This window comes from Streptomyces fradiae ATCC 10745 = DSM 40063 (assembly GCF_008704425.1).
In the GTDB taxonomy this organism is placed as follows: domain Bacteria; phylum Actinomycetota; class Actinomycetes; order Streptomycetales; family Streptomycetaceae; genus Streptomyces; species Streptomyces fradiae.
On record NZ_CP023696.1, the window covers coordinates 4,303,185 to 4,315,795 of the forward strand.

Sequence of the window (12,611 nt, forward strand, 5' to 3'; positions counted from 1 at the left end):
CTCACGCGGGCGCGTCGAGCCGGTAGCCGACCCCGCGCACCGTACGGATCAGGGTCGGCGACGACGGCACGTCCTCCACCTTCGCCCGCAGCCGCTGCACGCACGCGTCCACCAGGCGCGAGTCGCCCAGGTAGTCGTGCTCCCACACCAGCCGCAGCAGCTGCTGCCGCGACAGCGCCTGGCCCGGCCGGCGGCTCAGCTCCAGCAGCAGCCGCAGCTCGGTCGGCGTGAGCTGCAACTCCTCGCCGTTCTTCGTCACCGTCATCGCGGACCGGTCGATGACCAGCGCCCCGAAGGTCGCCGAGTCCGTCGTCTCCCGCTCGCCGCGCCGCAGCACGGCCCGGATCCGGGCGTCCAGCACCCGGCCCTGCACCGGCTTCACGACGTAGTCGTCCGCTCCCGACTCCAGACCGACGACCACGTCGATGTCGTCGCTGCGCGCCGTCAGCAGGATGATCGGCAGCTGGTCCGTGCGCCGGATGCGCCGGCACACCTCGAAACCGTCGATACCGGGCAGCATCACGTCCAGGACGATCAGGTCCGGCCGCTGTTCCCGGAGCAGTTTCAGGCCGTCCTCACCCGTCGCCGCGGTGGCCACGCGGTGGCCCTGGCGGGACAGCGAGAGTTCGAGGGCCGTGCGGATGGCGTCGTCGTCCTCGATCAGCAACAGGAAAGGCACGGCGTCATTCTGTCCCATGGGAGGAGACGAGTTCGACCTGTGAGCGCTCCCACGGCGCCTCCGGTACCGGACCGGTATGCCGAAGACCCCTGTGACACGCCTGTGACAGTCGACAGACACCGTCATGAACTGGCCTCGGCAGTCTTCTTTCCACACCGACGAGCCGACTCCACGACGACAGGGGGGCGTGATGAACGCAGTGCAGCACAGCACCACCTCGAACGCAGTTGTCACCCGTCTCCACGATGTCGCGCGGAGCACCGAGAGGTCCGGTGCCGAGAAGTCCGGCACCGAGGGGGCTTCCGCGCTCGGAGGTGGGCGGGGATGCGGCCGCGCCGCCGGACGCCCGCACAAGGCGCCCTACATGGTCGCCCTGCCCGACGGGCGGAAGCCGGGCGCGGAGGCCGCGTTCACCGCCTACGTCAAGGAGCGCCGCGCCTCCCTGTACGCCACCGCCTACCACCTGACCGGTGACCGGCACGAGGCCGAGGACCTGCTGCAGAGCGCGCTGTTCTCGACGTACCGCGCCTGGGACCGGATCAGCGACAAGGCGGCCGTCGGCGGCTACCTGCGCCGCACGATGACCAACCTGCACATCAGCGCCTGGCGGCGGCGCAAGCTCAACGAGTACCCGACGGAGGAACTGCCCGAGACGGTGGGCGACTCCGACGCGATGCGCGGCACGGAGCTGCGGGCGGTGCTCTGGCAGGCGCTCGCCCGGCTGCCCGAACTCCAGCGCACCATGCTGGTCCTGCGCTACTACGAGGGACGTACCGATCCGGAGATCGCGGACATCCTGAACATCAGTGTCGGCACGGTGAAGTCGAGCATCTGGCGGTCGCTCCGCCGGCTGCGCGAGGACGAGGTCCTCAGCTTCGGCCGTGACCAGGAGGAGTCCTTCGGTCAGCTCGTGGCCTGAGGGCCGGGGGAGGACCGGGGGAACGGGGCCCACGGGGGACGTGGGGCCCACGGGGGAACGGGGGACGCGGAGTCTCGGGGATCACGGGGGGATCCTCGGGACTCCCGGACCCGCGGGGGGACGGGGGAGCACGGGGGACAGGGGGGAACAGGGGGGAAACAGGGGGGACAAGAGGGTGCCCACGGGGGACACGGGGGCACCACGGGGGTAACACCGCGCCGGACAAGCTGGGGGGCTTGTCCGGCGCACACCTCTGTCCGGACCGCGTCCGGGCCCGCGCGGACCGGGCCCTGGTGCTCGTACGGCCCCCGCCCCGCTCCGCACGGGCCCTCGGTTCTCCCGGGGGCCCGCCCGCACGGCGCGCCGCTGCGCGCCTACCGCGCCCTACGCCGGTTCCGGGGCCCTCGGTGCCCGGTGGCGGCCCGCCGCCGCGGCCGCGAGACGCCCCAGCGCCTCGTCCCTGGCGCACGGGTGGGCGCCCAGCGCCGTCTGCCGCGCCACGATCGACCGCTCGGCGCGCATCAGCCGCCAGCCCCTGCGCAGCAGGAACGGCACCGACTTGCGGCCCTCCCGCAGGTCCCGCAGCAGCCGGCGGCGGAACGTCGTGGACGGCCGGCCCCGCAGGCACAGCGCGTCCGCCAGCACGCCCAGCTCCTCGCAGCGCCGCACGATGTCGGCGGCGAAGATGCCCTCCGCGACGAACAGCGGCGTACGGGCGATGTCCAGGGGCTCGCGGCCGACGCGGGAGCTGGTGGCGATGTCGTACACCGGGACCGTCGTACGGCCCGTCGCGCACAGCTCCGCGATGGCGGCGACCGCCGCGTCCGCGTCCCACGAGCCGGGGGAGTCCCAGTCGATGTCCGTGCTCCCCGGCACGAGCGGCAGCGTCGGGTCGCCGGCCTCCTTGTAGAAGTCGTCCAGCCGGAGCACGGGGAGGCCGGCGCGGGCGGCGAGGGAGGACTTGCCGGAGCCGGAGGGGCCCGCGAGCAGCACCACGCGGGTCGGGATCGGTAGGGAACTCACGGGACACCAGTGTGAACCATTGGCCCCATCGGGGGACCTCGCAGGTGACCCGTTGGTATCGAGATCACACCTCCCCTACGGTGTGTGCCCGACCGAACACCCTCCAGGCAGGAACCTCCATGAACCCCTTGCTGAAGGCCGGGCTCGCCGCCACGGCTCTGGGCGCCGCCCTGGGCGCCGCCGGGAGCCCCGCGCACGCCGCCGACCTGCCGCGCACCGACCCCGAGGCGGCCGTGCGCACCCTGAACGACGTGCTCCCGCACGTGGTGGGCCCGGTGAAGCACGCGAAGCTCAACCCGCTGGCGGGCACGGGCGTGAACCCGCTGGACAACGGGGTCGGCACGCAGATCGCCGACTTCCGGCCCGTCGACACCGCGTCCACGACCGGCTCGCTCGCCGGTGTCCAGGACGTACCGGTCGTCGGCCCGCTCCTGGGCGGCCTCCTCCCCGGCTGAGCCCGCCTCCGCGCCGTGGGGCCCGCCCGCCCGCACCCCTTCCGGCGCTCGCGGCGCCCGCGGTGCTTCCGGCGGCCGCTGGCGGCTCGCGGCGCTCGCGGCGTGCTCGGCGCGTGACGTGCGACGGCCCCGTCTCCCCCCGGACGGAGGGAGACGGGGCCGTCGCGCGTGAGGCGGCCGGCACGGCGGAGGGGGTGCCGTGACGGCCGCCTCGCGGGGTCAGTACGCCGAGCCGGACACGCCCAGGGAGCCCGTCGGGTGCCAGACCGTCTTGGTCTCCAGGAACGCCGTCAGGCGCCCCGTGCCCGGGTCGGCGGTCCAGTCGGCGCCGCCGTCCACAGGCTGTGGACGCAGGACGCGCTTGAGGTTGTCGGCCGCCGCGACCTCCAGGTCGCGGGCCAGCTCGGCGCCCGCCCCCGTCAGGTCGATGGCGTTGACGTCCTGGTGCGCGGCGAGCGGCGTGGCGATCTCCGCCGTACGGCCCGACAGGATGTTCACGACCCCGCCCGGCACGTCCGACGTGGCCAGCACCTCGGCCAGGGACAGCGCGGGCAGCGGGGCCCGCTCGCTGGCCACGACGACCGCCGTGTTGCCGGTGGCGATCACCGGGGCGAGGACCGAGACCAGGCCCAGCAGCGACGACTCCTGCGGGGCGACGACCGCGACGACACCGGTCGGCTCCGGCGACGACAGGTTGAAGTACGGCCCCGAGACCGGGTTGGCGCCGCCCACGACCTGCGCCACCTTGTCGGTCCAGCCCGCGTACCAGACCCAGCGGTCCACGGCGGCCTCGACCGCCTCGGCGGCCTTCGACTTCGACAGGCCCTCCGCGTCCGCCACCTCGCGGACGAACTGGCCCCTGCGGCCCTCCAGCATCTCGGCGACCCGGTACAGGATCTGGCCGCGCAGGTACGCCGTCGCCCCGGACCAGCCGCCGAACGCCTTGCGGGCGGCGACGACGGCGTCGCGGGCGTCCTTGCGGGAGGCGAGCGGCGCGTTCGCCAGCCACCTGTCCTTGCTGTCGCTCACCTCGTACACCCGGCCGCTCTCACTGCGGGGGAACTTGCCCCCGACGTACAGCTTGTAGGTCTTGAAGACGCTCAGGCGGTTCTGCTCGTCGGTGCTGCTCATCAGCGCTCACCCTCCGGGCTCGACGGGGCGAGGTACGCCTCCAGGCCGTGCCGGCCGCCCTCGCGGCCGTAGCCCGACTCCTTGTAGCCGCCGAACGGCGACGTCGGATCCAGCTTGTTGAACGTGTTGGCCCAGACGACACCGGCGCGGAGCTTGTCGGCGACCGCGAGGATGCGGGAGCCCTTCTCCGACCAGATGCCGGCCGACAGGCCGTACTGGCTGTTGTTCGCCTTGGCGACGGCCTCCGCGGGCGTACGGAACGTCAGCACCGACAGGACGGGGCCGAAGATCTCGTCGCGGGCGATCGTGTGGGCCTGTGTGACGCCCGTGAAGAGCGTCGGCGCGAACCAGTAGCCCGTCGAGGGCAGCTCGCAGGCGGGCGACCAGCGCTCTGCGCCCTCCGCCTCGCCGGTCTCCGCGAGCGCCTCGATACGGGCGAGCTGCTCCGCCGAGTTGATGGCGCCGATGTCGGTGTTCTTGTCCAGCGGGTCGCCGAGGCGCAGCGTGGACAGGCGGCGCTTCAGGGCGTCCAGGAACTCCTCCTGCACGGACTCCTGCACCAGCAGGCGGGAGCCGGCGCAGCAGACCTGGCCCTGGTTGAAGAAGATGCCCGTGACGATGCCCTCGACGGCCTGGTCGACCGGCGCGTCGTCGAAGACGATGTTGGCGCCCTTGCCGCCCAGCTCCAGCGTGAGCTTCTTGCGGGTGCCCGCGACCTGGCGGGCGATGGCCTTGCCGACGGCGGTGGAGCCGGTGAACGCCACCTTGTCGACACCCTCGTGCTCGACCAGCGCGGCGCCCGCGTCCCCGTAGCCGGGGACGATGTTGACGACGCCCCGGGGCAGGCCGGCCTGGCGGCAGACGTCCGCGAAGAACAGCGCGGACAGCGGGGTCGTCTCGGCGGGCTTGAGGACGACCGTGTTGCCCGCGGCGAGCGCGGGGGCGATCTTCCAGGCCAGCATCAGCAGCGGGAAGTTCCACGGGATGACCTGGCCGGCGACGCCCAGCGGCCTCGGGTCGGGGCCGAGGCCCGCGTGGCTCAGCTTGTCGGCCCAGCCCGCGTAGTAGAAGAAGTGCGCGGCGACCAGCGGGAGGTCGTGGTCGCGCGTCTCCCTGATCGGCTTGCCGTTGTCCAGGGTCTCCAGGACGGCCAGCTCGCGCGAGCGCTCCTGGATGATCCGCGCGATGCGGAACAGGTACTTGGCGCGCTCGGAGCCGGGCAGCGCCGACCACTTCGCGAACGCCTTGCGGGCGGCCCTCACGGCCCGGTCGACGTCCTCGGCGCCGGCCCGCGCGACCTCGGAGAGGACTTCCTCGGTGGCCGGGGAGACCGTCTTGAAGACCCTGCCGTCGGCGGCGTCGGTGAACTCCCCGTCGATGAACAGGCCGTACGACGGCGCGATGTCGACGACCGAGCGGGACTCGGGGGCGGGCGCGTAAGCGAACCCGGAGGAGCCGGACGCGGACGCGGATGCGGAAGCGGAAGCGGGTGCAGATGCCATGGTGATCAGTCCACCGTCACGTAGTCGGGGCCGGAGTACCTTCCGGTGGCCAGCTTCTGACGCTGCATCAGCAGGTCGTTGAGCAGGCTCGACGCGCCGAAGCGGAACCAGTGCGCGTCCAGCCAGTCCTCGCCCACGGTCTCGTTGACCAGGACCAGGAACTTGACCGCGTCCTTGGAGGTGCGGATGCCTCCCGCGGGCTTCACGCCCACCTGGACGCCCGTCTGGGCGCGGAAGTCCCGCACGGCCTCCAGCATCAGGAGGGTGTTGGCGGGGGTGGCGTTGACCGCGACCTTGCCGGTCGAGGTCTTGATGAAGTCCGCGCCCGCGAGCATGCCGAGCCAGGAGGCGCGGCGGATGTTGTCGTACGTGGACAGCTCGCCGGTCTCGAAGATGACCTTCAGCCGCGCGGGGCCGGCGGCCTCCTTGACGGCGCGGATCTCCTCGTACACCTTCATGTACTTCCCGGCCAGGAACGCGCCCCGGTCGATCACCATGTCGATCTCGTCCGCCCCGGCGGCGACGGCGTCGCGGGTGTCCGCGAGCTTCACGTCGAGCGCGGCCCGGCCGGCGGGGAAGGCGGTGGCGACGGAGGCGACCTTCACGTCCGTCGCGCCGGCGGCGGCCAGCGCGGACTTGGCGGTCGCCACCATGTCGGGGTAGACGCACACCGCGGCCGTGTGCGGCGTGGTGCGGTCGGTCGGGTCGGGGCGGACGGCCTTGGCGGCGAGCGCCCGGACCTTGCCCGGGGTGTCCGCGCCTTCGAGCGTCGTCAGGTCGATCATCGAGATGGCCAGGTCGATGGCGTACGCCTTGGCCGTGGTCTTGATCGAGCGCGTACCGAGCGCGGCGGCACGCGCCTCGAGGCCGACGGCATCCACGCCGGGCAGCCCGTGGAGGAAGCGGCGCAGTGTGCTGTCGGACGCGGTCACGTCAGCAGGTGCATTGGTGGGCATGGTCACCAGCTGAGCATATCTACGCGCGTAGCGGCCTGTACAGCCCCCGTCGGCCGGGGCCTGCGGTGGAGCGGGCGTGGTGGTGGGGGAGGGCGGCGAAGGCGCAGGTGGGCGCGGTCCGCGTGAGCCCGGTCACGCGGCGCGGACGGGGGCGGCCGAAGGACTGAGGGGGAGCCGGCGGGCGGGGCGGGTGGGCGCGGGGGCGTACCGCCGTGCCGAGCAGCGCGCCGGATGGCCCGGCGCATCGCCGTACCGCCGTCTCGCCGGGTCGCCGTACCGCCGCATCGCCGGGTCGCGTGCCGGACCGCCTGCCGGGCTGCCCGCCGGGTCGCGTGCCGGACCGCCTGCCGGATTCTCGTACCGGACCGCGTGCCGGCCGATCACGCGCCGAACAGCAGAAAAGGCGGGAGTCGTGCTCCTCGCCACTCTCAACGTATAGCGCACCGGGGGGCTTGCGGCAAGGCCCCGGTGAGGGCGCACAATCGCAGCTCCATACCGGATGCGGCAGGATTGCGAGATTCACGAACCATGAGCGCTTATGTCCAGGGTGAGGCACGCGCCGTGCGTGCGTTCGACCTGCCGGGCCGTCTCGCCCGCAAGGCCGACCCCGCGCTGATCGCCCGCGACGAGGAGCACTTCGCGGCGATCGGGGCCTGCCTGGAGCAGACGATCGGCGAGCTGTCCGACCGCCTCGACGCCGAGCGCCGGGCCCCCGGCGGCGCCGGGCGGGAGGCGATGGAGCGGGACATCGAGATCCACCGGCTGACCGCCCGGCTGCGCGCCCTGCGGCGGTTCGGTCTGGACCTGTGCCTCGGGCGGATGGTCGGCGCCGACGGCGGCGAGCCCCTCTACGTCGGCCGGCTGGGCCTCACCGACAGCGCCGGGCGCCGGCTGCTCGTGGACTGGCGCTCGCCCGCGGCCGAGCCGTTCTTCGCGGCGACCCACGCCGACCCCATGGGCCTGGCGAGCCGCCGCAGGTACCGCTGGACCGGCGGCCGGATCACCGACTACTGGGACGAGGTGTTCACCGCCGACGGGCTGGAGGGGAACGCGGCCCTGGACGACCAGTCCGCGTTCATCGCCAGCCTGGGGGCCGACCGGTCGGACCGGATGCGGGACGTGCTCGCCACCATCCAGGCCGACCAGGACGCCGCCATCCGGTCGGGTTCGCGCGGCGCCCTCGTCGTGGACGGCGGGCCGGGCACGGGCAAGACCGTCGTCGCCCTGCACCGCTCCGCGTACCTGCTGTACTCCGACCCCCGGCTCGGCCACCGCCGGGGCGGCGTGCTGTTCGTCGGCCCGAGCCGGCCGTACCTGGCGTACGTCGCCGACGTGCTGCCCGGCCTCGGCGAGGAGGGCGTGCGCACGTGCGTACTGCGGGACCTCGTCGAGGAGGGCGCGCGGGCCGTCCCCGAGAGCGACCCGGACGTGGCCCGCCTCAAGGCGTCCGCGGACATGGTGAGGGCCGTGGAGAAGGCCGTCGCGTTCTACGAGACGCCGCCCGCCGAGGGCATGACGGTCACCACGCCGTGGGGCTCGCCGCGGCTGGAGCCCGAGGACTGGGCGGAGGCGTTCGGGGCGGCGGAAGCCGGCGTGCCGCACAACGAGGCGCGGGAGCGGATCTGGGACGAGCTGGTCGGGATCCTGCTGGACCGGTGCGGCGAGGACGTGCCGCCCGCGCTGTTCCGCCGGGCGCTGCGGCAGGACGCGGAGCTGAACGGGGCGCTCGGGGCGGCGTGGCCGCTGATCGAGGCGGCCGACCTGGTGGGCGACCTGTGGTCGGTGCCGGCGTACCTGCGGATGTGCGCGCCCTGGCTGAGCCGCGAGGACGTGGCGCGGCTCCAGCGCGCGGAGCCGGGTGCGTGGACGGTGTCCGACCTGCCGATCCTGGACGCGGCGCGGCAGCGGCTCGGCGACCCGAGGTCGGCCGTGCGGGAGCGGCGGCGCAAGGCGGCCGCCGCCGCCGAACGGGAGCGCATGGCGGCGGTCATCGACAACGTCATCGCGGCCGACCCCGACGGGGAGGGCGCCGTGACGATGCTGCACGGGCAGGACCTGCGGGACACCCTCGTCGACGAGTCCGCGCTGCCGACCGCCGAACCGGACGCGCTGGCCGGGCCGTTCGCGCACATCGTGGTGGACGAGGCGCAGGAGCTGACGGACGCGGAGTGGCAGATGCTGCTGTCGCGCTGCCCGTCCCGGAGCCTGACGGTCGTCGGCGACCGGGCGCAGGCCAGGCACGGCTTCACCGAGTCCTGGCGGGAGCGGCTGGAGCGGGTCGGCCTCGACCGGGTGGAGATCGCCTCCCTGAGCGTCAACTACCGCACGCCGGAGGAGGTCATGGCGGAGGCGGAGCCGGTCATCCGGGCGGTGCTGCCCGACGCCAACGTGCCGGTGTCCGTCCGCAGCAGCGGTGTCCCCGTGGCGTACGGCTCCGCCGACGAGCTGGACGACGTGCTCGCCGACTGGCTGGGCACGCACCCGGACGGCGTCGCGTGCGTCATCGGCGCCCCCGGTTTCCGCGGCGCGCCCCGCGTCCGGTCGCTCACCCCGGAGCTGTCGAAGGGCCTGGAGTTCGACCTGGTGGTCCTCGTGGACCCGCAGCGGTTCGGGACGGGGCCCGCGGCGGCCGACGGCGGGGCCGTGGCGGGCGCGGTCGACCGCTACGTGGCGATGACCAGGGCGACCCAGCGCCTCGTCGTCCTGACCAGCGACTGAGCGGAGCCGGCCCGGCGCCCTTTACTTCTGCCCGGGGGCGTGCTTGCCTGCTTCGGCCTTCTTCCTTGCCGTTGTGGCACAGGAACCCCTACTGCGCGGCGTGCCCGACTACCACCTTGATAGAGATTCGTCATGACGTTCCGCTTCACCGCCCGCGTTGCGAGCGCGGAAATCGACCCCGACGGCTATTTCATCGAAGCCGGGCTCGCGGAGTGCGAGGACGGTCCTGGCTTCCACCTGGCGTTCATGGCAGGTGGGGAAGAACCCGATGACCAGGAGATCGCCTTGGGAATGGACACCCATTGCCTGGTCACGGCGGGGCAGGGAACCGCCTATGGCTGCGTGCGCGAAGCCGTCCTGGAAGGCAATGTCCTCCGCGTCATGCTGGACCCCGAGGCGTTGGAAAGCCTTCGGTTGGAGGACAGTGAGATCGAAGCAGTCATCGAGGCACCGGCTCAAAAGGTGTCCCGGTTCCTGGAGACTCTTGCTCAGGTGCTCGCCTATGGGCGGGCGGACGCCGCGCCTGCGCGAGTAGCCGTCTGATGTGAGAAGAGAGACCACACCGCGCTTGACGGTCGGCATCGCCAAGACGCCCGCTGCCCGCCGAGCGCTGTCCGCCACGGCGCCGGGCGGGGTCGGCCGAGGCGCCGGGGGTCTCGCCCGGTGGTGGTCCGGGGGCGGGGGCGCGGCGCCGGTGCGTGTTCTCGCCATCTCGCCGTCGGGGACGGCCACCCGCTGCCACCGCGGGCTACTTTGAGTGGGCGGCCGGGTGACCGCACCGCACGGCGCGCGGCGTCGACGCGCGCCCGTCCGCGGCGCCGTTCGCCCGACCGGACCTGGTCAATCGAATCAAGGGAGGCACAGTGTCCGTCCTGCGCAAGACCCTGGTCATGGCCGCGGCCCTGGCCGGTGTACTCGTCACCGCCCACCCGTCCTCCGCCGCCCCCGTCCCCGCCCGCGAGCTGGCGGGCAGCTGGCACGCCTACGCCTCGACGGGCTTCTCCGGCCTGGACCGGTGGTTCTCCGGGAACACCGGCGAATGCAAGTACGTCGGCGACAGCTGGAACGACCGCATCCGCTCCGCCCGCACGGAGAGCGCCACCCGCGTGGAGCTGTGGGACAACTGGAACTGCACGGGCGGCGCGATCGTCATCGACCGCACCGGCTACGGCAGCATCGGCGCCTGGGTCAGCGCCTACCGCGTCGCCAACTAGCACGTGCCCGGCCGGCCATGTGACGGTTCGGAACGCGTGTCGTCGTCCCGGGCGCGGGTGGGGGCGGCGAACCGATCGACGCCGGGTGGGAACGGCCCCGGCCGTTCCCACCCGGTCAACACAGGCGTCGTGACAGGTGATCGAAGGCAGCACCTGTGGTCGCCTGACAGGACCTGGGAACGCCTGCGCAGTGCGTTCAGGCCGACGTCGGCGCGCTGGGGAGATCGACCGGGGCGTCTCGGAGGACGCCACCGTCGTGCAGGCCCATCGTCACGCCGTCGATTCCGGCACCGGAACCGACCGCCGTACGCCCGGAGGGGCGCGCCCGGCGGAAGGCCGCCTGACCCTGGAAGCGGCAGGGGCAACAGCGTGAACGGGCGCCGCGACCCCGCACGCCCGGCTCGATGGGCGATGCGGCCGGACAGTCCCGGCCGCAGCCGTCACGGGATCGTCGCGACCAGCGCGCCCACCCCTAGAGGGGGATCAGGTCGGCGTCGATGGGCACACTGAGGGGGATGTTGCGTTGGTTGACCAACCCGAGCCCGGTGTCGGCGCCGCCGCACTGGTTGAAGGGGCTGCCGAGAGGCAGCCCGGCGAGATTTCCGTTGGCGGCTCCGGTGCCGTGGGTGGTGATCCCGTCGGCTCGGGTCCCGTGGTGGTTGGCGCAGTCGGTGCCGAAGGCGGGTGACAGGACGTCACCTACGCCACCGGCCCAGGCTGGGGACGCCATCTGGGCGGCCCCCAGGAGAGTCACCGTCGCAACGGCTCCGCGAGTCAGAACGCGAGTCATCATGGGTTGCTCAACGACGGCGCACCGCGGTGGGTACGACCTTCCGACCTCTCGGGTCGATCATGTGATTGGCCAGGCTAAGCCGATCGAGGGGGCATTTCGTCGCCTCCGCTCGGACCATCCCGGTCCGCCCCGACGGCCACACAGGCTGGGCTGGGCCGGGGAGCCCGCACGGGGGCCGGCACGCCACGAGAGGCGTGGAAGCGCAGGCCCGAGCGGGGCCTCACCCCCGGACGAGAGGCCCATCGGCGTCCGCAAGCGGCGGCTCACACCGCGTTCGCGCAGTGCCGGGAGACCTGCCGCAGCGCGTCCAGCAGCTCGGGCGGGCCCTCCACCGAGAAGGGCAGGCCCAGCGCCGCGAGGTACACGGCCAGCCTCAGCGGTGTGGCCGCGCCGATGTGCAGGAGGCACCGCTCGCCGTCGAGGTCCTCCACCCGGGCCACCGGCGGCACCAGTTCGCCGACCCGCGCGGCCGGCGCGCGGACGGTCGCCACCGTGCGGCAGGGGCCCAAGGCCGAGGCCACGCCCCGGGTCACCATCTCGGCTGCCTCACCCGGCCGCAGGGGCCGGCCCGTGAAGGTCGGGCCCGGCGGCGTACGGGGTGTCAGCCGGTCCACGCGGAAGGTCCGCCAGCCGTCGCGCTCCACGTCCCACGCCACCAGGTACCAGCGGCGTCCGGTCGACACGAGCCGGTGCGGTTCGGTGTCGCGCAGGGTGGCCGTGCCGTGGTGGTCGCGGTAGTCGAACCGCACCCGCCGCCGCTCCCGGCAGGCGGCGGCCAGCGCCGCCAGCACGTCCGGATCGACGGGCGGGCCGCCGCCGGGAAGCGGCACCGTGGACGCCGCCAGAGCGGACACGCGGGGTCGCAGCCGGGCGGGGAGCACCCGTTCGAGCTTGCCGAGCGCGCGGAGCGCGGTCTCCTCGATGCCCTCCACCGCCTGGGCCGTGACGGTACGCAGGCCGATCGCCACCGCGACGACCTCCCCGTCGTCCAGCAGCAGCGGCGGCAGCCGGGCGCCCGGCCCCAGCCTGTACCCGCCGGCCGTACCGGACGTCGCCGTCACCGGGTAGCCGAGGCCGCGGAGCCGTTCGACGTCGGAGCGGACCGTCCGTGTGCTGACGCCGAGCCGCCCGGCCAGCTCCGGGCCCGGCCAGTCGACGCGGCTCTGGAGCAGTGACAGCAGCCGCAGCAGGCGCGCGGCGGGATCTCTCCTCGTCATGCGG

General features: G+C 73.6%; 12 protein-coding genes. 5 read left to right on the forward strand and 7 right to left on the reverse strand.

The window, feature by feature from the left end; translation table 11 throughout:
* Position 1: 1 nt before the first annotated feature.
* Positions 2–679, reverse strand: coding sequence for a two-component system response regulator AfsQ1 (gene afsQ1, locus CP974_RS19340; protein ID WP_174887765.1), 678 nt, complete (start codon positions 677–679; stop codon positions 2–4).
* 190 nt (positions 680–869) lie between these two features.
* Here afsQ1 and CP974_RS19345 point away from each other — a divergent pair, with 190 nt between their 5' ends.
* A complete protein-coding gene (locus tag CP974_RS19345; RefSeq protein ID WP_031135844.1) occupies positions 870–1,598 on the forward strand; it encodes a SigE family RNA polymerase sigma factor in 729 nt (242 codons plus the stop codon).
* A gap of 384 nt (positions 1,599–1,982) precedes the next feature.
* Here the strand turns inward: CP974_RS19345 and CP974_RS19350 are convergent, their stop codons facing one another.
* A complete protein-coding gene (locus tag CP974_RS19350) occupies positions 1,983–2,621 on the reverse strand; it encodes a hypothetical protein (RefSeq protein WP_031133546.1) in 639 nt (212 codons plus the stop codon).
* 119 nt (positions 2,622–2,740) lie between these two features.
* On the opposite strand from CP974_RS19350, the gene CP974_RS19355 reads away from it, so the two are divergent.
* Positions 2,741–3,076 (forward strand): hypothetical protein, encoded by a 336-nt coding sequence (locus CP974_RS19355; RefSeq protein WP_031133548.1) that lies wholly within the window; start codon positions 2,741–2,743, stop codon positions 3,074–3,076.
* Between the two features lie 219 nt (positions 3,077–3,295).
* Here CP974_RS19355 and CP974_RS19360 read toward each other — a convergent pair whose 3' ends face one another.
* The 3 genes from CP974_RS19360 to deoC are packed head-to-tail and all read right to left on the reverse strand — an operon-like array spanning position 3,296 to position 6,665.
* On the reverse strand, positions 3,296–4,207 hold the full coding sequence (locus tag CP974_RS19360) for an aldehyde dehydrogenase family protein (protein ID WP_031133550.1): 912 nt from the start codon (positions 4,205–4,207) through the stop codon (positions 3,296–3,298).
* Positions 4,207–5,709, reverse strand: coding sequence for an aldehyde dehydrogenase family protein (locus CP974_RS19365; RefSeq protein WP_031133551.1), 1,503 nt, complete (start codon positions 5,707–5,709; stop codon positions 4,207–4,209). Before CP974_RS19365 ends, CP974_RS19360 begins: the two co-directional genes overlap by 1 nt.
* Positions 5,710–5,714: 5 nt before the next feature.
* Positions 5,715–6,665, reverse strand: coding sequence for a deoxyribose-phosphate aldolase (gene deoC / locus CP974_RS19370; protein ID WP_078915728.1), 951 nt, complete (start codon positions 6,663–6,665; stop codon positions 5,715–5,717).
* 528 nt (positions 6,666–7,193) lie between these two features.
* Here deoC and helR point away from each other — a divergent pair.
* The 3 genes from helR (at position 7,194) to CP974_RS19385 (ending at position 10,597) form a co-directional block, all read left to right on the forward strand.
* Positions 7,194–9,383, forward strand: a complete 2,190-nt coding sequence (helR, locus tag CP974_RS19375; protein ID WP_051839677.1) for an RNA polymerase recycling motor ATPase HelR — start codon at positions 7,194–7,196, stop codon at positions 9,381–9,383.
* A gap of 132 nt (positions 9,384–9,515) precedes the next feature.
* Positions 9,516–9,926: an Imm10 family immunity protein gene (locus tag CP974_RS19380; protein WP_031133557.1), complete on the forward strand. Its 411-nt coding sequence runs from the start codon at positions 9,516–9,518 to the stop codon at positions 9,924–9,926.
* Positions 9,927–10,246: 320 nt separating this feature from the next.
* Positions 10,247–10,597, forward strand: a complete 351-nt coding sequence (locus CP974_RS19385; protein WP_031133559.1) for a peptidase inhibitor family I36 protein — start codon at positions 10,247–10,249, stop codon at positions 10,595–10,597.
* 472 nt (positions 10,598–11,069) lie between these two features.
* Here CP974_RS19385 and CP974_RS19390 read toward each other — a convergent pair whose 3' ends face one another.
* Together CP974_RS19390 and CP974_RS19395 are read right to left on the reverse strand one after the other, a co-directional pair.
* Positions 11,070–11,351, reverse strand: coding sequence for a chaplin family protein (locus tag CP974_RS19390; RefSeq protein WP_051839679.1), 282 nt, complete (start codon positions 11,349–11,351; stop codon positions 11,070–11,072).
* A 302-nt stretch (positions 11,352–11,653) separates the two neighbouring features.
* Positions 11,654–12,607 carry a helix-turn-helix transcriptional regulator gene (locus CP974_RS19395; protein ID WP_031133561.1) on the reverse strand — a complete coding sequence of 318 codons (954 nt, stop codon included), beginning with the start codon at positions 12,605–12,607 and terminating at the stop codon, positions 11,654–11,656.
* Between the last annotated feature and the right edge of the window lie 4 nt (positions 12,608–12,611).

Bases quoted from the DNA above. Each gene is read 5' to 3' on its own strand.
- deoC (WP_078915728.1), bottom strand. From the start codon at position 6,665: ATGCCCACCAATGCACCTGCTGACGTGACCGCGTCCGACAGCACACTG.
- CP974_RS19380 (WP_031133557.1), top strand. From the start codon at position 9,516: ATGACGTTCCGCTTCACCGCCCGCGTTGCGAGCGCGGAAATCGACCCC.
- helR (WP_051839677.1), top strand. From the start codon at position 7,194: ATGAGCGCTTATGTCCAGGGTGAGGCACGCGCCGTGCGTGCGTTCGAC.
- CP974_RS19360 (WP_031133550.1), bottom strand. From the start codon at position 4,207: ATGAGCAGCACCGACGAGCAGAACCGCCTGAGCGTCTTCAAGACCTAC.
- CP974_RS19395 (WP_031133561.1), bottom strand. From the start codon at position 12,607: ATGACGAGGAGAGATCCCGCCGCGCGCCTGCTGCGGCTGCTGTCACTG.
- CP974_RS19345 (WP_031135844.1), top strand. From the start codon at position 870: ATGAACGCAGTGCAGCACAGCACCACCTCGAACGCAGTTGTCACCCGT.
- CP974_RS19365 (WP_031133551.1), bottom strand. From the start codon at position 5,709: ATGGCATCTGCACCCGCTTCCGCTTCCGCATCCGCGTCCGCGTCCGGC.
- CP974_RS19355 (WP_031133548.1), top strand. From the start codon at position 2,741: ATGAACCCCTTGCTGAAGGCCGGGCTCGCCGCCACGGCTCTGGGCGCC.